This window comes from Algorimicrobium bowmanii, assembly GCF_054031195.1.
This window is the reverse complement of the sequence record NZ_CM132929.1, coordinates 131,969-151,615: the sequence shown is the minus strand read 5'-3', so window position 1 is coordinate 151,615 and position 19,647 is coordinate 131,969. Positions and strand designations below refer to the sequence as shown.

18 protein-coding genes are annotated in these 19,647 nt (G+C 32.7%); 2 read left to right on the top strand and 16 right to left on the bottom strand.

Annotated elements, in window-relative coordinates; all coding sequences use genetic code 11:
- Positions 1 to 205 precede the first annotated feature (205 nt).
- Positions 206 to 1,153, top strand: coding sequence for a nicotinic acid mononucleotide adenyltransferase (locus tag ACW5R3_RS00670; RefSeq protein WP_456577696.1), 948 nt, complete (start codon positions 206 to 208; stop codon positions 1,151 to 1,153).
- A 164-nt stretch (positions 1,154 to 1,317) separates the two neighbouring features.
- Positions 1,318 to 1,815: a peptidoglycan-binding protein LysM gene (lysM, locus tag ACW5R3_RS00665; RefSeq protein ID WP_456577695.1), complete on the top strand. Its 498-nt coding sequence runs from the start codon at positions 1,318 to 1,320 to the stop codon at positions 1,813 to 1,815.
- Between the two features lie 74 nt (positions 1,816 to 1,889).
- On the opposite strand, the gene ACW5R3_RS00660 is transcribed toward lysM, so the two are convergent.
- The 16 genes from ACW5R3_RS00660 to ACW5R3_RS00585 form a co-directional block, all read right to left on the bottom strand.
- Positions 1,890 to 2,813 (bottom strand): CPBP family glutamic-type intramembrane protease, encoded by a 924-nt coding sequence (locus ACW5R3_RS00660; protein ID WP_456577694.1) that lies wholly within the window; start codon positions 2,811 to 2,813, stop codon positions 1,890 to 1,892.
- Between the two features lie 246 nt (positions 2,814 to 3,059).
- Entirely contained in the window at positions 3,060 to 4,355 is a 1,296-nt protein-coding gene (locus tag ACW5R3_RS00655) for a phenylacetate--CoA ligase family protein (RefSeq protein WP_456577693.1), read from the bottom strand.
- Between the two features lie 102 nt (positions 4,356 to 4,457).
- Positions 4,458 to 6,125, bottom strand: a complete 1,668-nt coding sequence (locus ACW5R3_RS00650) for a C45 family autoproteolytic acyltransferase/hydolase (protein ID WP_456577692.1) — start codon at positions 6,123 to 6,125, stop codon at positions 4,458 to 4,460.
- A complete protein-coding gene (locus ACW5R3_RS00645) occupies positions 6,125 to 7,666 on the bottom strand; it encodes a phytoene desaturase family protein (RefSeq protein ID WP_456577691.1) in 1,542 nt (513 codons plus the stop codon). The genes ACW5R3_RS00650 and ACW5R3_RS00645 overlap by 1 nt, the downstream gene beginning before the upstream one ends.
- Before the next feature lies 1 nt (position 7,667).
- Positions 7,668 to 11,351 carry a 1-acyl-sn-glycerol-3-phosphate acyltransferase gene (locus ACW5R3_RS00640; RefSeq protein ID WP_456577690.1) on the bottom strand — a complete coding sequence of 1,228 codons (3,684 nt, stop codon included), beginning with the start codon at positions 11,349 to 11,351 and terminating at the stop codon, positions 7,668 to 7,670.
- On the bottom strand, positions 11,344 to 12,540 hold the full coding sequence (locus ACW5R3_RS00635) for a DUF2062 domain-containing protein (RefSeq protein WP_456577689.1): 1,197 nt from the start codon (positions 12,538 to 12,540) through the stop codon (positions 11,344 to 11,346). The genes ACW5R3_RS00640 and ACW5R3_RS00635 overlap by 8 nt, the downstream gene beginning before the upstream one ends.
- Before the next feature lie 70 nt (positions 12,541 to 12,610).
- Positions 12,611 to 13,264 (bottom strand): hypothetical protein, encoded by a 654-nt coding sequence (locus ACW5R3_RS00630; RefSeq protein WP_456577688.1) that lies wholly within the window; start codon positions 13,262 to 13,264, stop codon positions 12,611 to 12,613.
- 11 nt (positions 13,265 to 13,275) lie between these two features.
- The gene (locus tag ACW5R3_RS00625; protein WP_456577687.1) at positions 13,276 to 13,770 is read right to left on the bottom strand and encodes a hypothetical protein; all 495 of its coding nucleotides are present in this window, start codon (positions 13,768 to 13,770) and stop codon (positions 13,276 to 13,278) included.
- A gap of 6 nt (positions 13,771 to 13,776) precedes the next feature.
- A complete protein-coding gene (locus ACW5R3_RS00620) occupies positions 13,777 to 14,142 on the bottom strand; it encodes a 3-hydroxyacyl-ACP dehydratase (RefSeq protein WP_456577686.1) in 366 nt (121 codons plus the stop codon).
- 6 nt (positions 14,143 to 14,148) lie between these two features.
- Positions 14,149 to 14,754, bottom strand: a complete 606-nt coding sequence (locus ACW5R3_RS00615; protein ID WP_456577685.1) for an outer membrane beta-barrel protein — start codon at positions 14,752 to 14,754, stop codon at positions 14,149 to 14,151.
- A gap of 2 nt (positions 14,755 to 14,756) precedes the next feature.
- Complete coding sequence (locus ACW5R3_RS00610) at positions 14,757 to 15,398, bottom strand: outer membrane beta-barrel protein (RefSeq protein ID WP_456577684.1); 642 nt, start codon at positions 15,396 to 15,398, stop codon at positions 14,757 to 14,759.
- Positions 15,395 to 16,006 carry a hypothetical protein gene (locus ACW5R3_RS00605; protein WP_456577683.1) on the bottom strand — a complete coding sequence of 204 codons (612 nt, stop codon included), beginning with the start codon at positions 16,004 to 16,006 and terminating at the stop codon, positions 15,395 to 15,397. Before ACW5R3_RS00605 ends, ACW5R3_RS00610 begins: the two co-directional genes overlap by 4 nt.
- Positions 15,987 to 16,604, bottom strand: a complete 618-nt coding sequence (locus tag ACW5R3_RS00600; protein ID WP_456577682.1) for an outer membrane lipoprotein carrier protein LolA — start codon at positions 16,602 to 16,604, stop codon at positions 15,987 to 15,989. Before ACW5R3_RS00600 ends, ACW5R3_RS00605 begins: the two co-directional genes overlap by 20 nt.
- On the bottom strand, positions 16,597 to 17,373 hold the full coding sequence (locus tag ACW5R3_RS00595; RefSeq protein WP_456577681.1) for a polysaccharide deacetylase family protein: 777 nt from the start codon (positions 17,371 to 17,373) through the stop codon (positions 16,597 to 16,599). Before ACW5R3_RS00595 ends, ACW5R3_RS00600 begins: the two co-directional genes overlap by 8 nt.
- Positions 17,367 to 18,431 carry a beta-ketoacyl synthase chain length factor gene (locus ACW5R3_RS00590; RefSeq protein WP_456577680.1) on the bottom strand — a complete coding sequence of 355 codons (1,065 nt, stop codon included), beginning with the start codon at positions 18,429 to 18,431 and terminating at the stop codon, positions 17,367 to 17,369. The genes ACW5R3_RS00595 and ACW5R3_RS00590 overlap by 7 nt, the downstream gene beginning before the upstream one ends.
- The gene (locus ACW5R3_RS00585) at positions 18,431 to 19,633 is read right to left on the bottom strand and encodes a beta-ketoacyl-[acyl-carrier-protein] synthase family protein (protein ID WP_456577679.1); all 1,203 of its coding nucleotides are present in this window, start codon (positions 19,631 to 19,633) and stop codon (positions 18,431 to 18,433) included. Before ACW5R3_RS00585 ends, ACW5R3_RS00590 begins: the two co-directional genes overlap by 1 nt.
- Between the last annotated feature and the right edge of the window lie 14 nt (positions 19,634 to 19,647).

Here is a 19,647-nt window from a genome sequence, read left to right as displayed (position 1 = left end):
TAGTTCAAAAATACATAAAATATTATGCTTTTTCGATAATCGGTAAGCTGGCTTTTTTTAATTTTGGCACGTGTTTTGAAATCCTTGTAATAATAACTTTAAAATGATAGGGTTATAAAAGAAGCTTGTTGGAAGTTTTTTATGACTTCCATAATTGCCAATTTGTGGGATATAGGCTTCAATTATGAATACAAAAAACGAACATATGAAATCAATAAAATTACTTTTTGCATCTGCTATTTTTGCAGTCTTATTTACTGCCTGCTATACCGACGAAATTATAGTTGATAGCTATCATGCTTCCGGAACACCTGCTAGTTCTTTAAATCAGCTATTAAGTAGTTACGATTTGTGGTATGTGGATATTAATGAAACCATAGGCTTTTCCGAAACCCCTTTTCTACAAATAGCTTTTACAGTTTCATTTAGAAATGGTGCTCTTTTTGCCAACAATAATTTAGTTGGTTTTGGAAGTCAAGGGAACGGATTTGGTATTCAAACAGGAAACTATGATGCTTATAGTAATATTTTGGACGTTTATCATATTATTGACGGATATCAAACATTTGATGTGTATCAAATAGATTATAATACAATTGAATTATACAACCCTAATAATGATACCTCGTACTTTCTAGATGGTTACCAACGTAGTACGTTTGATTATAACTATGTTTTTTATGATAATATTCATTATTTCTTACAAGAGTATGAAGCTTGGGAGAAAACATATACCAGTCCTACAGGAGCGCCAAATCCATTTGATTATGAAAATTATTTACAGTTTTTAGCCGGTGGTAACGATTCTGAATTTAAAAGCTCACAGGACGTGAATGCAAATAATCCAAACACTATTTTCTGGGATTATTCCGGACTTTATAATGTGAGGGATATACAGGGCAATCAATATCTAAAAACCTTAACTTTAGACTATGATTATTTTTCGGATGAGGTTTTTGAGTTGCGAGTTATAAACGATGCTACAATTCAATTGTATCAGCCATCATCCAGAACGACTTATCAATTTACAGGTCGTGGCTACATACAATTTTTTAGAGATGAAACCGGTAAGCAGAGTAATCAGCTTAAAAAGCGAAAGTTTAAACTTGAAAAACAAGAAAATATACGCGAATCTACTCGAACGATTTTGTAAGTATTTTACAATTTATTACTAGAAAGAACTGTTGAATGCGAAAGCCTTTAATAGTTCTTTTTTTGTTTAAAAAACACAAAATATTACTGTTTTACACGTATAATTTTTGTAATTTATGGGATAGAAAAAATCAACTATTAACATATAAAAACAAGTAAACAATTATGGGATTATTTTCATTTATTAAAGATGCTGGTGCTAAAGTATTTGGTATAGGAAAAACCGAGGCAGAAGAAGCAGCAGAGGCTAAGGCGGATGCGGCAGCTGCTAAATTAAAACGTGAAGCAGATGCTGCTAGTAGACTTCAGGAAACAGTTTCAGATTTAAAGTTACAAGCTGAAAATTTAAAAATTACTATAGTTAATGATACAGCAACCATAAGCGGTATGGCTTATGATCAAGCTACACGTGAGAAAATTATTTTAGTAGTAGGTAACTCCAATGGGATAGCTGTTGTGGACGATCAAATGACGGTTGAACACACAGAGCCAGAAGCACAGTTTCATACGGTTGTTAGTGGCGATACATTAGGGAAAATAGCTAAGAATTTTTACGGAAATGCTATGAAATACCCCGTTATTTTTGAAGCCAACAAACCCATGTTAACCGATCCAGATAAAATTTATCCAGGTCAAGTATTGCGTATTCCTGCTTTAGACTAGTATAAAACACTATTCATTATAAAAAAAGCCGACTCTAAAAGTCGGCTTTTTTTGTTGTCTATAAGTAGAAGATGTTATTCCGTTTTTAATAATATTAATTCACTTTCTGATAAAAACTGCCTAGTTAAAGTGTACAGGTTTTGGTTTGTATTTATAGTATCTTTTTTTAAGTTTATTTCTACGTTGTAAGCCATAAAAGGCTCGGTTGGTACAAAATCTATAATAGAATCCTTGGGGTTTAGAGTCCATTTAGTAGAATTTAATAAAAAAGTAACATCACAAGCCTTTGCTTCAAGAGTTTGGCTATTAATCTTATTTGTAATTATTGAGTAAGTTGGAGATTTTGATACGCGTTTCCAAGTAACTTTTATCATATCATTTTCATAATGATGTATGGTTTCATCAGGAAATAATAAACTAATAGTTAGAAAACCTAAAAAAATAAAATTCCAAGCAGCATGAAAAAGCATAGATTTTAGTAAACTAAAATTTATACAAACCCATATTGCAAAGAACCCAAAGGCCAACCTAAACAGGAAACCTTGTAGTGTTGTTATGGAAAAGGGATGCTCTAAATTTAAATGGAATAGCGCGAACAGGACCGTACTTCCAATAAATAAGCCAGCTTGCAGTGCGTTTGATTTTTTATAAAAGCTAACTATTAATAAAACAATGTAAATTAGAGTAGTAATTTTAAGTGTTACAAGTTCTGTATAGATGAGTAAGCCAAGCAACCCAAAAATTGATACAATTTTAATAATTTTAGAGTTAGTAAAGCCACCTCTAAAACTCAATTCTTCCCATATGGGTGCTATTATAATACCAAGGACTAAAAATAAAAAGTAGGGTATGTTATAATACCCACTATTTGCAAAAGGATCTTCAGAAAATGGGTAAACTATTGTATACAATAAGCTTAAGAAACCAAGAAATAAACTAATGAATCCTGTAGTTAACAGCCAATTATTCTTGTAATTTGATGATAAATTTTTCAACATAAGTTGGGTAAGTAGGTTAGTTTTACAAATAAAAGCAAATGGAAATTATTTGCCAAAAAAACAGGGTGTTTTGCACTTGCAATGGGGCGTTTTTTCTGGTATTTTAATGTTGTCTATAATTGTAGTTATACGGATTTTGATAGATGTAAATAGACCTACGAGTATTAAAACCTACCAAATAACGCCTATGGTAAAGTTTGTAATCAGTCTTTTGTTCTTGAATTTTATAATTCCGTTTGGATAATATTAATCTTTTTTACGCTTATCAATAACCATAATTGGTTTTCTACTCATAGCAGGGAATTGTAATTTCTGAATATCTTTTTTGTCATGAAATTCAATTCTTGGAGCCACACGAAGTTTAGCTCTAAAATGATCTTTAATGTTTAGAAGTAACTTTTCTGTGGGGTTATCGGTAGCAATTTTTATACAAATTTCATCGGTGCCAATATTGTTGTTAGAAATTTCAATAATATAGCTATGCACGTCATTAAAATCATTAAGAATATTATCCATAGCAGGCGGATATAGCGTGGTCCCTTTGTACTTAATCATTTGTTTTTTTCGTCCAACCACAGGTCCCAAGCGCATGGTTGTTCGGCCACAATTACAGGCATCGGTATGCGCTTGAACCATATCGCCCGTTTTAAAGCGTAGTAAAGGCATGCCTTCTATGCCGAGAGTAGTTATTGTTAGTTCACCAACTTCACCTTGCGGAACAGGGTTTTCTGTGTCATCTAATATTTCGGCTATAATTAATTCTGGATGGTGGTGACCTCCCTGTTGTGCCTCACACTCATTAAAAGCTGTGTTCATTTCTGTAGAAGCATAGGTGGAATAGAGTTGAATATCCCATGCATCTGTGATTTTTTTAGAAAGTGCATTTTGAGTGAAATCTTGATTACGTAATGGTTCGCCAATACATATAGCGCCTTTTACTCCAGATTTATTAATATCAATGTCATGCTGTTTAGCATAGGCAATTAATTTTAATAGAAAAGAAGGGACAGCAATCAAATAGCTTGGCTTAAACTTTAAAATGGAATCCCATTGTAACTCGGGTATTCCAGCACCAACTCTAATAATACCAGTACCTAATTTCCTAGCTCCTAAAAAATAAGCAAGGCCTGCCATAAAACGTCTGTCCATGGTTGTCATTAACTGCATAACATCATTTTCCGTAACACCAGAACATGCAAAAGATAAGGCTTCGTTATAGGCTAAGCGATCTAAATCTTTTTCGGTTAAAGCAAAAGTAACGGGATCGCCTAAAGTTCCAGATGTTGTTACATAATCAATTATTTGATTTTTGGGAACACATAGAAAATCTTGGTTATAAGCTTGAAGCTGATCTTTAGAGGTTGTTGGTATTTTGGCTAAATCTTCAAGAGTTCTTATAGTAGATAAATGAATATTATGGTCCTTAAAAACTCGTTGGTAGTAGCTGGAATGTTCCTGCAAATATGCTAAAAGCATTTGAAGTTTGTCCTCTTGAAATGATTTTATAGCTTCAGCTGATGCTTTTTCGATATCTGGAATCATAAGGTAGTTTGCCTTTTTAAAAATCAAATGTAATTAAAACAAGGTTTTTAAAGTGTATTTGCTTAATAAATTTTATAGGTAATACTATTTTAATTTATAAGATTATAGGTTTAATTTTCGTTCAATTTTTTTAATATATAAGCCTACTGCTTCTGCATCAGGAACCGTTGTTATTTCTTTGGTTTGGGCACTTTTAAAAGCTTGTAAAGCGGCTGTGTAGTACTGCTTTTCATAGTAGTATTTACCGACTAAAAAGTAAGCTTCCCAATAATCTGGGTTGCTTGAAATTAAACGGTTTAAAATAGTCGGTTCTATATGTTCGTTTGCCGAAATAGCAGATGAAATATCACGACTTAGTATGCGGTAAGATTCGTAATCTTTATACGCCTGGGTGTATTGAAACGGATCGGCTTCAATAGTTAGTTGATTTTCATGAAAGGGCTGAGCTATCGTTTCTGAAGGTGTTTGGCTAAAAATATCATTTAAATTATAAGCCACAAATGCTCCCAATTGGTAAGGATTTGCTGAAACCCATGCTAAACCTTGCTCTGGTTTAAACACCACTCCGTGATGTGCTAATAGTTGATTTAATGCTTTTTCATTTCCATATCCAAGCGGGATGTTATTTAATCCCTCCTTATTTCTTAAAATTTCTACAGCGCCTTCAACAGTTAATTTAGAGGATTCTTGGAGGAGCTCTTCCATGCGCTCATAACGGTATTGCGAATGGCTTTCTGCAATTTGTTTTAAGTTGTTTTCATCAGTAGCGTAGGCTTCACTCTGAAAATGATTGGAACAAATTAATTGGTTTGAATTTTCAACAGCATAAACACCAAAATTATTTGGTGATACTTCAATAGTAATAGCACGTTTATCCTGAGCGCTTCCTATAAAAATAGATTCGGAAACAAATACCTGACGTTTTTTAGCGATAGCAATAGCTTCGTCAATATTAGAAGCGTATTGTAAAATTTCTCGAGTTAAAATTGAAATAGGAGTTTTAGCCACCATCGGAATATCCGATTTTGCAGCATTGATGGTTACGGTTATTCCTTGATCGTTCATTCCTGAAACAACTCCCATCATACCTGCCCATGTAACAGACATAAAATTATAACCATTAGTAGGTTTTATAAATGCTATCAGTTTGTTTTTTGCAAAGTCGTCACCCGCATAAAAATCTAAATTCCGACCAATAATTAGCTCGCCATCTTCGGTTTTATCTCCCCATGCTGCGAAAGATGAGCAACCTACTAGGGCTAAATCTTGTAGGGCATGACCGATATCGTGTGCGCTATGAAAATAAAGTAAGCGTAAGTAATTATCGGCTACATAATCATAAGTATCACCCGCATATTTTGAAACACCTAAAATTTCACTTTTGTATTCCTCAGGAACATGTAAATACATTTTTCGGTTATACCAAGCTAGCATTTTGCGTAATAGGTATTGCTTTGTTTTTGAAGGTACTAACTCTTCTACTTTACCTAGGAAAGCGGTTTCTTGCTCTGCCATTAATTCCTCACTTAAACTACCAACTTGCAGACCTATTTGATAGGGGTCACCACTAACATATAGCTCCCATTGTCCATATTCGTTTTTTGTTAATAAGCCACTTTCTGTTGTAAATGTGCTGTCGGATAGTTTTTTGCGTACCGGAATCTCTTGCTTGTATCCGGAAATATCAGGAGTATTGTGTATCGACTTTTTAACACCACAGGATGTGATAATAAGTACGAAGACGAGTATGGTCCAAAGATATTTTGGCATTAATTGTTTGGTTTTTCGGTTTTGTTAGCGGCCAATACTTTACCAAGTAAATAGTCTTGACCTAAAAGTTCTGAACAGGTTACTACCGCACCAATTGTAACCCCTAAAATACCATGCATATTTAAACTCTGACCTGTAAATAATAGGTTGCTTATTTTTGTTTTAGGTGGAATAAAAGATTGCATAGGCTTGTTTACATCTTTTGTGTATCCATACATAGAGCCTTTATTTGTAGCAATGTAATCCCGATAGGATAGAGGTGATGAGGTGTAGTAGGCCTCTATACAATCACGAATATTTGGAAATTTCTTTTCTAGTTCGTCAATAATTATCTCGGCTTTTTCTTTTTTAAACGCTTCATAGGTTTGTCCGCGTTCATTATTTTGAGCCACCGTGTTATGGGTGTTTGCCCATGGTTCAACTTCATCAAAACGCATATAGGTCATGATGGTAATATTATCGCCATAAACAGTATTATTCTTTTTAATGCCCATAGATAACATATAGCTTTCAGGCCAACTCTCTTGTGTGTAATGCTGGGCGTTCCAAACAGCATCTTGGGTTTTAAAATGGTAGTAGTTTTTGTTAATATATTTAAAACTGTTGGGTTTTAGTACAAGATATAAACTGAACGCTGAAATTGTACTTTCTATACGTTCAATTCTATTTGTGTATGATTTTCTAAAATGTTCTTTACCAACTAAATTAAGTGTTATTTTGGGTTCTATATTTGAAATAAAAGTGCTGCCTTCAAACCGATTTCCATTTTTACAAATAGCAGCTTTAATTTTACCATCATGGCATTCAAGATTACTTACTTCATGGTGTTTGTATACTTCACCACCATGATTTTTTAGTTGTTTAATCAGTAATTTTGTTATTTGGCTACCGCCGTTAATACAACGATAAGCACTTTGTATATACGAATTTACAGAGAGCGAATGGACGTAAAAGGGGGTTTTATAACCATCACCAGCATATAAAAAATTCGAGCCAGCTAGTACTGCTTGTAAACGTTTGTTGTTAGTTATAGACTCTAAAAAGGATCTAATTTGAAGTTGAAATACACCATCCGCATAGGGTCTTCCTGTTTTTAATCGGTATAAAGGAAACTTATCACAAGTTTCTTGGATCGTTTTGCAATAGGTTTCAATGGCTTCGGATTCATCAGGGAAATCAATACTCAATTGTTTTTTAAATTGATCAAAACCTTGAGCATAAGCATAGGTTTTAGAATCATCATCAAAGGATATAATATCAAAACCATCTTCGTCCATTTTTTGTAGACTAAGCCCATCCATTATTCCTAAGTATTTAAAATACTGATTTAGGTTTTCGCCAGGTCCTAAACTCCCTATATAATGCACGCCAGTATCAAAAATAGATTTGTTACGAGAAAATGTCTGTAGGTTTCCTCCAAATTGCTGATTTTTTTCTAAAACACAAACAGAATAACCTTCCTTGGCAAGGATTACAGCCGATACCAATCCTCCTAAACCGCTGCCAACTATAACAATATCGTAATGTGATTTTGGTTTCAAATTAATTTCTGGTTAATAGTGTTAAATGTGGTGTTGTATGCGCAACATGATAATTACCCTTTTCAAATGCTGTAAAATACAATTTTGTAGCATTAAAAAGAAGAATAACATGTAAAGGCGTACTCGATTGTAGCAGTGTTATATCCTTACCACTAAGTATTGAAGTGTTAATTATAAGTGTTGTATGTGTGTTTTGAATAGCTTCCTCCAAGCTTTTTGAAACATGAATATTATAATGATTATTAGTCATATAACTATTTTCAACTAAGTTTCTAGCAGGGTTTTCAGTCAGGTAAGTGGTAATAGATCTACTAGGACTGTCTGCTGCTAGAAGGAAATCTAACTGACCTAATGCATCAGAAATATGTAAGATGCGTTCTTTAGTATCTAATACAGTTTGTAAGTAATTATATGTTTTTTGGTTATTTTCTAAATCGGTTTTAACAGCTTTGTATGTGTTATAGCCTTTATAACGGTATTCTTCTAAAACTAAAGGGTGAAAATAAGTTGCTCCTTCATTTTCGGTTCTAAATTTTTGAAATTCTGATTTGAAATGACGACTAATTAATTTAGTTCTTTCTCGCGAATTTTCACCGTAATTGGTGTCATTGTACGCTATACGTTTTAAGAGTTTTACAGAAAGTTTGCCGCGTTTAATTACAAAATTACCTTTGGGTAAAATTTCAGAATTACCATGAATAATAACTGGTACAATGTCTAATTTAAACTGATCGGCAAGGTAAAAGGCGCCTTTATGAAACCGTTTCATTTTATGGGTATAGGAACGTGTTCCTTCAGGAAATGCCATTAAAGAATAGCCCTGTTCGACTTTCTTTTTTAAATGTGAAACACCATTTTCGATACCACTAGATACTGGGTAAAAACCAGCTAGTTTAACGGCCTTCCCGAAAAAAGGTGAATTATAAACCCAGTCATTCACCAAAAATATAATTTTAGGATTCAGCATGCCAATAGCTAAAATATCAAGAAACGATGTGTGATTTGCAATTATTACAGCTTGTTTACTAAATGTTTCGTCATGCGGATTAATAATTTGTGTTTTGAAAAATGGGTATGAATCTAATACCGATTTCATAAACTTAGACATAACTTGGTGAAACCAGTTCATTTTTTTCTTCATGCTAATTGGAATAATCTTCATGAATAACGAGCCAAAAAGCGCTAAGAGTAACCCTCCAATTCCGTAGTACGTAAAAGAAATGCAAGAAAAAATTAATAATACAAAAGGCGCTGGTCTAGTTGTGCGACTACCAATAAAGAATTTAAAAAATAAAGGCTGTAGCACAAACGAAATACATAATGCAGAAACAATTCCTAAAATAGAAACTAACGAAATACTAAATAGGGCGGGGTGTTTTGCAAAAATTAAAACACCAACACCTAAAATAGTTGTAATAACCGATAGGATAATGGACGTTTTATGAGTTGCTAAAGCTGGTTGCCCTGTTTTTAATTCATGTAATAAACCATTTGTTATGAAAATGCTATAGTCTATCCCTAGTCCGAAAATAAAGGTTGAAATGATAATATTAAAAATATTAAATTCAATATCTAATAAGCCCATAACACCAATAGTAAGCAGCCAAGTTAGTGCTATAGGTAAGGCCGTAACTAAGGTTAACGAAAAACTACGGTAGAATATCAAGAGTAATATTAAAACAATTATTAATGAAAAGCCTACCAGTCTGTTAAAGTCATTTTTCAAGCCACCTAAAAAAGTTTCATTCATTTGTTTTCTATCGATAACTAATGTTTGCGGTTGGTTTTCAAAGCTTTTTAATAAGGTTTCTGCTTGTTGATCTTTTAATTTAACCAAGGATGTTACTGTTGAGAAATTTGGAATCTCACTTATATAATCGTCTGTTGAAACAGTTTTAAGATTTTCAAACTCTTCTAAATTTAAAGGTTTAAATTGGGTGTTAAGGTGGGAATAAAACTGATTGAATGTTTGAGATTTAAAACCAAGTTTTTCACCACTTTCTATTAATTGTTTTTGTGTGAAATTCTTGATTTCAGGTTGCCAAAAATGTTGCCAAGCATTAATATGTTTTTGTTGTTCCGCATGAGATTGAACTAAAGCGCCAATGGAACTAAAATTAATAATCTGGTTATAGGATTTAAGTTTTTTAAGTTTTGAAAATACGGCATCATTTGCGGCTAAAGCCGTTTCGGTATCGCTACCGTATGCAGCTATATACACCGATTTAGATTGGCTGTTGGTTAAAACATCTAGACGTTTTTGAGCCTGAATTAATGCTTCGGGTTCATAGTTTAATTGTGAAATATCTTTATTAAAACCTGTTTTGTTGTAAGTAAATAAACTAATAACAAATAATATAGCTAAACCAGCAATGAGCCACTTACTTTTATGAAATGGATACTTTGCAGCTGTGTCTAATAGTGTTTTTCGATTTGAAGAAATCTGACGCGTTTTATAAACCTGTGGAATAAATATAAGTGAAAATACAGAGGCTCCCATCACACTAATAGCAGCGAAAATACCCAAATCTTGTAAAGCCTGCGATTTTAAAAATAATAGGCATAAAAAAGCCAAAGCAGTTGTTAAACTACTCATTAAAATAGGCTTGGTTATTTCTTGGTAAAGATTTTTTATCGTGTTATTACTACGTATATGTGTTAAAATATGTAATGCATAATCCAACGTTATGCCTAATAAAACCGACCCTATTCCTAAAGATATGGCAGAAATATTGGTGCGTATAACAAACAGCATGGCAACCGCTAATAATGCACCGAAAGCAGTTGGAGTGAATAAGATAAGAGGTATTGATATTTTTCTATAAAAAACAATAAGTATTAAAAGTAAGACACTCATAGCAATGCTTACAGTAATTTGAATATCGCGTTTTATTTGTTTGGCATTGGCTACAGCTATTAAAGCGCCACCAAAATATTCACTATTAACACTGTTTTTAAAATCGGCATTTAAGTTGTCGCTAATCCTGTAAAGTTGTTCTGCAAAGTGAGCATTTTCTGAGGTCTCGCTAGATTTATGTTTTGGGCTAATAAACAGGAGTAAATGCTGTTTGTTTTTGCTTAACAAAAAACCGTTTTCTAAAATAAACGCATCGCCAAAACTTAATTGTTGTAGTTTTTTTAAAGCAATAAATGATAAACCTAATGGGTCACGCAAAATGGTTTTTTTTGCAACAATTCCAGAAGGCGAAATCAGGGTTTTGTAATGTGCTTTAGTTATAGCTTCTAAACTGTCTGCGTTTAATGTTTGTTGAATATTTTGGTAATCTTCTTTTTCTAAGAAAAGGGGTAGGTTATCATATACAAAATCAAGTGTATTTAAAACGGTTTCATCTGGAATGCGGCCTTGAATTTTTGTGTAATAGGGTTTAGAATTGGCTTCTAAGCTATCAATAAATTGTGTAGCATATTGGGTTAAATCGGCAATTGTTGCGTCAGGTGTTTTTGAAATATTGACAATTATTTTATCGGCAAAATTAACGGTTTTTAAAACATTTTGAGCATCTTCATTTTGTGTGTTGGTAGGAATAAGCTTGGTAATATCTTCTTCAAAATTAATTTTTGAAGCTAAAAAACCAAGCCCAACAACTACTAATAACAATACAAGAAAACTGCTTAGTTTTCTAGCGGAAATCCAAAGATATGTTTGATAAAAAAAATTAATCATGCTGTAAAATTGGTTTCTTCTTTTTAATAATGTTGAAGAAAAAATAAGAAGCTAAACCAAAAGCAATAGCTGTAAGTAGGGCCAAGGTAAAGCTGCCTACAATATACGTTTTTAGATGTTCTAAAACTTCCAAATTTTCTAGTAGATCAGTTACCGAATATGAGATACGTTCCTGAAGTATATATTGTCCTAATTCAAGACTTGCAAAAATTATAAATGGAATAAATGGTGGTATACTTAGGTTTGAAAACGCAAAGGAAATAGTCTTGTTAAGCTTAAAAAACAGGGCTAATGTTAATACCAAAACGGTATGTAGTCCCCAAAGTGGCGAAAGCCCAATAAAAGTACCTAGTGCAACGGATAAGGCTTTCTTTTTAGGCGAATCATGACTGCCTAGGAAATCTTCTATAAAAAATCGTTTAAGGCCTTTTTTTTTAATATTTCGGAATAATTGGCGTGGCTTATAATAGATAAACGTCAAAAAAACTAGCCAGGTATTTAAGATACTAATACGCGTAAAGTCTTGAAATGGTCTAAAGTGTGATACACGTTCAGATTCATCATAAAGCACTTGTATAGGCATGTTTAAAACATCTACATCCTTCCAGGCAGCTTTTACAATAACTTCAATTTCAAACTCGAATTTTGAAGTGAAAAATTTCAGTTGTTTTAATATGTTTAATGGGTACAATCGGAAACCTGATTGTGTGTCTTTAAGTTTAATTCCAGTTTCAAACCAAAACCAAAAATTTGAAAATTTATTTCCAAAACTACTTTTTCCAGGAACTCCTTCTTGTTCCATATTTCTAGATCCGATAATTAGGAGCTCTTTCGTAGGGTGTTCTTCTAGTTTTTCAATAAAGTTTGGAATATCACTTGGGAAGTGTTGTCCGTCCGAGTCGATAGTAATTGCAAAATCATAACCCAAGGAAACAGCATGCTTAAAACCTGTTCTAAGTGCGATGCCTTTACCTTTATTTTCCTCAAAATGAAGACACTGTATTTTTGGGTAGTCTTTTAAAATTTCAGCAGTTGTATCTGTAGAGCCATCGTTTATAATTAGGATATTATTGGTGTAGCCTAATACGCCATCAATAACCCGTTTAAGGGTATGCTGATTGTTATACGTTGGTATAAGAATACAAACGTTTAAATCGGTTATTTTTTGTGTAATAAGATGGGTTTCCACAGTTACATTGCGTTTAGCAGTTGGAAAGTAATAAAATTTTGATAATTATGAGTCTCTAATATGGAAAGAACTAAAATTTCTTTCCAGGTTTTTTATTTTGCCCTTTTAGTAATTTCGTGTAATGTTTAAAGGCATTTAAAATAGACTCAGCATTGTCATGACCATCCACACTCATAACTAATTTAATTTTTTCCCATTTGTTTTTCTTTTCGTTTTTCAAAAACGGCACATAAATATTTAAATAAGCTTGGTCGTTTTTTCTTTCATCAACACGTTTGTAGGCATAAACATTTTCAAAGTCGTAAAGCATGGATAGGATTGCTTTTGTGCCTTTTTTGTTCATGATGGTTAATCTAAGGTAATCACCTTCAAAAACAGCTTTATAGCCTTTTCTTAAATGACTATTATGCTCAAAACAATACTTTTCAATATGTTCAACTAAAAATGCCTTAGTTTCTGCTATAGAAATTTCTTCTTTTGTTTCAGAAGTAACAGTTTGAAACGTTTCAACTTCACCATTTGCATAGGTTATTTTTGAAACTTCTGATTTATTTATATGATATAATGGGCCTGTAAGGTTACTGGTTTTTTTATAAGAAATGGTTTTTATAAGTACTTCCTCTATTTTAGCTGAAATTTCTTCATTTGAGGTTGTTAAAATAACATCTTGGGCATTTAGGCTAATTGTAAAAAGTAAAAGTAATAATGTTTTGATTTTTTTCATTTTGGAGGTGGTTAGTTTTGTATTATTGTTTTTTCGTTATCAGTAAAGCTAGGGGACTGTAAAATATAATCTTTTATATGGGTTTTAAGGTTCTTTGAAGAAATGTAAGGATACTGACTTAATAAAAATTGCTTGTCTTCTTCTATATTGGACTTATAGTTTAAAATTTTAGGGGTGTTTTCTTGAATTCCAAGGCGAATAAAGCGTGTTTCAATATTGTTCGGTTCGGTATCAATAGCATATTCAATATAGCTTACACCTTCAATAAAACCATTTTTCTTAGCTTTTAAGGTTTTTGCACTGCGGGCTTTTAATGCAATAGAAGCTCCTTTGTAAGCTACTAATGCCATATTATCTTCTTTGGTAACTGTTGCTAATTGTTTGTAAAATACATCTACTTTTTCAGGTGTTTGCGCAGCTTCTTTATAGGCTATGCGTACCTCGCTTAATTCTAACGTTTGAGTAATTGTAAAAAGAGTAAGAAAACAAATAATTAGGTATTTCATAAGCGTTTAAAGGACTTTGTAATTTGTTGTCAATTTTAATGCCACAGTATCTTTAAACTTTGTAATATTTTTAACGCGGTATCCATTTTCTGTTTCAGAAATATCTAGAGATAAGGTTAAATCTGGTGTTTCATTCGGGTTTATGATAGCCATGAATTTAACATTGCTAGCCGATGTCATAAATAGTTTTTTTGAAAGAATCTCTTCCGTTAATTCTTTGATTATTTGCATCATGCATACTCCTGGTGTTACTGGGTTTCCAGGGAAATGTCCTTCAAAAACAGTATGATCTTTATTTATAGTAATATTAGCAATTGCTTTTCCTTCGGAATGTTCTAAGCTTATTACGTTATAAAAGTCTTTTAGCAACATGGTTGTTTAATTTTTTGTCAAGTTAAATTTATAGGCTATACCAATTTGAAACACAGCGTTAAATTGGTTCTCGTTTTCATATATTTCAGACTCAAAATTATGAAAAGAACCTGAATACACATCAATTAAGCCTTGTTTATAGCGTGCTTCGAAAGATAATCCATTTTTAAGTTCAAAACCCAAACCAAAAGAAATTTTAAAATCTATAAAAGTGGCATCATTTCCATCATTATCATTCCTGTTTGCTAAACCAATTAGAGTATCATCTATATCAAAATCAAAACCTGGTGCTAAAAGCATATATAAGCCTAGATTAGGAACAAAATATAACTTGTTTGCTACGCCAAGTGTTATGTATTCTAAATAAATAGTTTGTTTATTTTTATCTATTCCACCTTGATTTGAATAACCTAATTCTGGCTGTATAGCGTACAAATCTGAAAAGCGTACGTGATAAAGTATACTAAAATAAGCATTTGTTTTATAATTTATATCGGCATTTGTTAGTTTAGATGTATTAACACCAACACGAAAACCTATACCTTTTTCAGTTTGAGAAAAGGAAAGGCTTATTAATAATAAAAATAATATAGTTATAAAGAGTTTCTTCATAACTAGAATCCGAATTTATAATACACGCTAAACTGGAACACAGAATTTAGTCCGTTGTTTCCATTGTAATAATAGTCATTGGAATAGCTGTAATCCGGATCAAAATATGGGTCATAATAGTAATTATCTCTTACATCAACGATTCCTTGTTTGTAACGTGCTTCAAGACCTAGTCCCATAGGGAACTCATAACCGATACCTACAAAAAAGGCTAAGTCAATAGGGATAATATCACCATGAGAACTGTCAGATACATTAACCTCTAAGCTAGGGCCAACTAAAATATGAAGGCCTACATCTGGGATAAAAAAGAATTTATTAGATACTGCTGCCCCAATATAATTAATGGTAACTTCCTTGCCGTTTACATGTTGTAATTGGCTGTTATAGGGATTGGTTAAAGTATATGCATCCTGTTTATAACCTTGGTTGGAATAAGATGCTTCTATTTGTAATTCATAAACTCGTGAAAAGTGAATATTTAAAAACATGGCAGCTTGTAACCCCGATACTCTTGAAGCATTCTCTATATTGGTTACAGTTGAAGAGTTCATACCTACTTTTAAACCTGGTCTCACTTTTACTTGTGAAAATGAAACTATAGAAATGGTAGTAAATACTAAAGTAAGTAATAGTTTTTTCATGGGGTTATTGATTTTAGTTGAATGTTTAGTTTAATAGAGTTATGTTTTATTTCTATTTTTTTGGCAATATGATTATTTATTTCTGAAAATAAAAACTGAACATTTTCTTTTCCATTTTTAGTTTTAATAATTTCTGTTAATTGGTTGTTTTCGAAAGAGTAATAGTGTTTTTTCTTGTAGATTGAAGTCTCGTAAACATGTGTGTTATTATCTATGTATTTGTTTTGCGTATTAATATGTTCAGTTATTAATACTTTAAAATCTTTTTTAAGAATATTAATTAGTAGTTTTTTGTTTAATTGCTCTCTTATGAAGTTAACATGAAAAGCGTCTTTTTCAAATGTAAAATCGAATAGTTTGGCACCCATTTCGGTTGTGAAAACAACTCGGTGTTTAAAGGTGTCCATTTTCTTTATAATTAGGAGGCCGCCAAAATGATTATCGTATACATCAATGCTAGCTTTGTAAACATAGTCTTGATGTAAGTTAGAAAAATACGAGTTTGATATGTTGTCTGTTAATGATTTTTGAAGCTCTAATTGTTGCTTTTTAGGATACGAAGCACAACTAACCATGACTAGTAAGCAACTAATTATTAAAAATCGCATCTGAAATGTTGTTGTTTAATACTTTGTTGCTAAAAACAATTTTTGTGTAATCGCCTGAAGGTTCAATCATTTTTACGATTTCAACATTACCTTGTTGATTGAACGTTAGGTGAAAAGCTTTAATAAAAGAAGCTGATTTTTGAGATTTAGGAATAAAATGCACTATGCTTGTTTCGTTAAGTTTGTAATAGGTTATATCAAACTCATTCGTGTCAAACATATCACCTTTTATGCTATTTATAATTAAGCTATTAAGTTCTTTAAATAGCTTGCTTGAACTCATGTCTATATCGCTTTTTTTGCCAGCATCATTAATATACATGGTATTGTTTTTAAAAATAACAGCATATGCAAAAGGCTTTGTATAAGCCCATTTAATAAGGTTTGGAACTTTAAAGTGTAAAGTGCCTTCAGTTACAATATCATTAGATAAAAAGTCCATGTGTTTGTATTGAACAAAGTCACTTGAAATGGTTTTAGTTGTTTTAGCCTGCTGCTTTACTAACGTTTTTAATGTAAGTGCTTCGGTTTCATTCATAGGTGTTTGCGCCTGTAAATAAAACATGAAAAAGAAGCTAATTATAAATAGACTACGCATAGGCTTGGGTGTTAAATAAAGTATCAACTGTAACGCTTTGTAAATTGTTTGCTTGTAAAAATAGCAATAAGCGTTCCAAAACCCTAACCGATTTTTCGCTCGTGTCATGTAATAGAATAACATCGCCGGGTTTTAGGTTTTTAGTAGCTCTTTTTAAAATTTTTGATTCCGATAAACTAGTGGTGTCTAATGAGCGTTTGTTCCAACCTATTGTGGTGAAATTTAAACGTTTTACAGCTCTAGCAATATTGGGATTGGTTACACCAAATGGTGGTCGGAATAGTTTAACCTGATGTTGAGTTAACTGGTAGATAATATTATTTGTTTTCTCTAATTCTTTTTGAACCTTCTCTGTGTTAAAAAAGCCAAAATTATGAGCATGTGTGTATGAATGATTTCCAATAGTATGCCCTTCACGTAGTATTTGTTTAAAAAGTGTTGGGTTGGATTCTATTTCTTTTCCAATACAAAAAAAAGTAGCTTTTGCGTTATGCTTTTTAAGTAACTCTAAAACTTTTGGAGTGAAATCAGGGTGTGGTCCATCATCAAATGTTATGGATACATGGTTTAAATTTTTTGTAGCTGAAACATTAAGGATGTTAATATAATATTTCCAACTTACTAAGCCGGAGCCAAAGGCTGTTAATGTAAACCAAACAAAAAAGAGAGCTACAAACCACCAAATAGATATTGGTTCTATTAGTGAGATAACTAATAAAACTATAAAAATAACAGCGGATGTTACATTTACCGATTTAAAATTTAGCATCTACGAAGTAAGGTGAAACTATGGTTTTCTCCACGATACTGATTGTATAAAAGTATGTGTTGGTAATTAGTACACGAAATCTCATTTAATATAAAGGTGTTTGGGACCCTTTGTTCGCTTAAAATATGAGCACCCAACAAAAATCCAAAGGAAGACACCGTGTTAAACTCACCTAGCCATGGCTTGTATACTATTTGTTGTGTGTTTTTAAAATCGTTAGCCGTTAGTTGATTATAAAAGCCATCAAACTCTACATCCCCATTATTACCCAAAATTAAAGCATCAATATCTGATGGTTGTAAGTTTTGTTCTAATAAAAACTGACGTGCTTTTTCGGAAACAGCATTAATATCTAATGTGTTAAACGTTTCAATTGATAGTACTTGAGCTAATGTTTCGTCTTGTTTTTCATTTGAAACAACAAAGAAATTAGCTCCTTCGCCGTAAACAGCTCCTTTGGTTTGCGATTCTAAAATTTCAGCGCTTGAAACAGGTGTTTCTTTAATATGAGAAATAACTTTATTAAGCTCGGTGGTATGATCACCAAGTTCATCTACGCCTCCTATTAATATATGTTTGGCCTCGTTTAATTCTAATTGAAGTTTGGCATCTAATAATGCCGACTCGAAAGAGTTACTACCATGAACGTAAGTGAAATTATACCTTTTACATCGAATATCTAAAGCAATTTGTCCTCCTACGGTGTTGTGGGTTGATTGGATAAATAACGTTGGCGTTAAAAACTGTTCATCATTATCTATAATCGTGCTTAAAAACTTTTCGGAATCCCGTAAACAACCCATTCCAGTACCTGTAATAATAGCGTCAACACTTTCAATCCCCGCATTGTTAAGTGCGAATTTTGAGGCTACAATACTCATTTTTATACCTTTAGCCATGCGTCTTGCAGCGGCAGGTGGGATGAAATCGCGATAATTAGGATTTATAGCAGGAATTACTACATCTGTATAAGATACAATGTCCTTTAGAAAGTTGGAAGTTTCCGTAGTATTCTGTGTTGAAACGGAACCAAAACTAGTAATGTATACATTTTTCATTAGGCTTCTTTTGAGAATATTACAGTTGAACAATTACCTCCAAATCCAAATGAATTAGACATGACCGTTTTAAGCGGTTTTTGTTTTAGTGTTAATTCGGGTGTTATTGAAAATTCCTTCATTTGAGTTTCGAAATTCAAATTAGGGAAAATAACATTGTTTTGAAGCGCTAAAATTGAATACACAGCTTCTATAGCTCCAGCAGCTGCTAATGTGTGACCTGTATAAGGCTTAGTGGAACTGAATTCTGGAATGGCATCTCCAAATACTCGAATTATAGCACGACCTTCTGATAAGTCGTTATTTCCTGTTGCAGTACCATGCGCATTAATATAATCAATGTCTTCTGGCTTAAAATTGGCAATATCTAAAGCTTTTTTCATGGCTAAAGTAGCACCATCTCCATTTTCGGATGAAGCAGTTTGATGAAACGCATCATTGGCATTTCCATAGCCTTTTACATAGGCTAAAACCGGTTTGTTTTCAACTTTTACAATAGCATCTGACTCGAGTACCAAATAGGCTGCTGCCTCACCTAAATTTAGACCTTTTCGATTATCATCAAAAGGGGTATTATAGGTGTCCGATAATATCATTAAAGTTTTAAAACCGTTAATGGTAAATTTCGACATACAGTCTGTCCCTCCAACGATAACTCGTTCTAATTTTCCAGCTTTTATTAATCGCGCACCAAGCATGATGGCATTGGCAGCTGAGGAGCATGCCGTACTTATAGTTGTAACTAGGCTTTCTTTAATGCCTAATTGTTGAGCTATTTTCTGAGAAGAATCTCCAGCATTATGAGATGCAATATATTTTTGGATGTTCGTGTCGGTTAAATAATCGTAATAATATTTTTCCGTCATATCCATACCACCGACGCTAGTGGCTGATATTAATCCTGTTTTGTAGGCAGACATGTCTGAGATGCCAGCTTGTTTTACAGCTTCTTTGGCAGCAATTGCCCCAATAAAACTCGTACGAGAATAATTGTTTTCAGGCGGGAGACCAAGCAACGCTTCGAGCTCTTTATTGCTGTAATTAATTTCACCAACCATGATGTCATTTTTATGAATGGTATCAATTTTAGAAATGCGTTTTATTCCTTTCTGTTTAGATATAAGTGCGTCATAATTTTCAGCTACATTGTTTCCAATAGCTGAAATTATTCCCATACCTGTAATTGCTACACCTTGACTCATAGTGGTTTTTAAAA